The following is a 350-nucleotide window of genomic DNA, read 5'->3' as shown; positions in this document are numbered from 1 at the left end:
CCGGACAAATACTGATTATGAAATTAAAATTCCGTGTATATGAGGAGGGCGAATCATAATGGGATATATTCCGACAAAATGGAAAGACCACATTCTTTCCGACAATCGTTTCTATATTAAACAGAACAGCGACGGAACGGTTTCAATCACTCCTGCGGGAAAGGTCGTACAGCAGGGAACTCCTATGTCAGCTGAAAATTTTAATCATATGGAAGAGGGCATAAAAAGTGCGTCAGAGTTATCTGACAGCGCCAAAAAGCTTGAAACAGCCCGTAAGATCAACGGAGTATCATTTGACGGAACACAGGATATAACGATAGATGTGACCGGCAAAACCCGCCGTTATGAAT

At 42.0% G+C, this 350-nt stretch carries 1 pseudogene; it reads left to right on the top strand.

Annotation, left to right across the window (positions count from 1 at the left end):
* Positions 1-58: 58 nt before the first annotated feature.
* Positions 59-350, top strand: a pseudogene (locus OCV67_RS13555) (hypothetical protein); the annotation flags it as partial.

The sequence above is a fragment of the Porcipelethomonas ammoniilytica genome (assembly GCF_025567485.1).
Classification (GTDB): Bacteria; Bacillota; Clostridia; order Oscillospirales; family Ruminococcaceae; genus Porcipelethomonas; species Porcipelethomonas ammoniilytica.
Note: the sequence above shows the minus strand (reverse complement) of the source record. Positions and strands in the feature narration are given on the sequence as shown.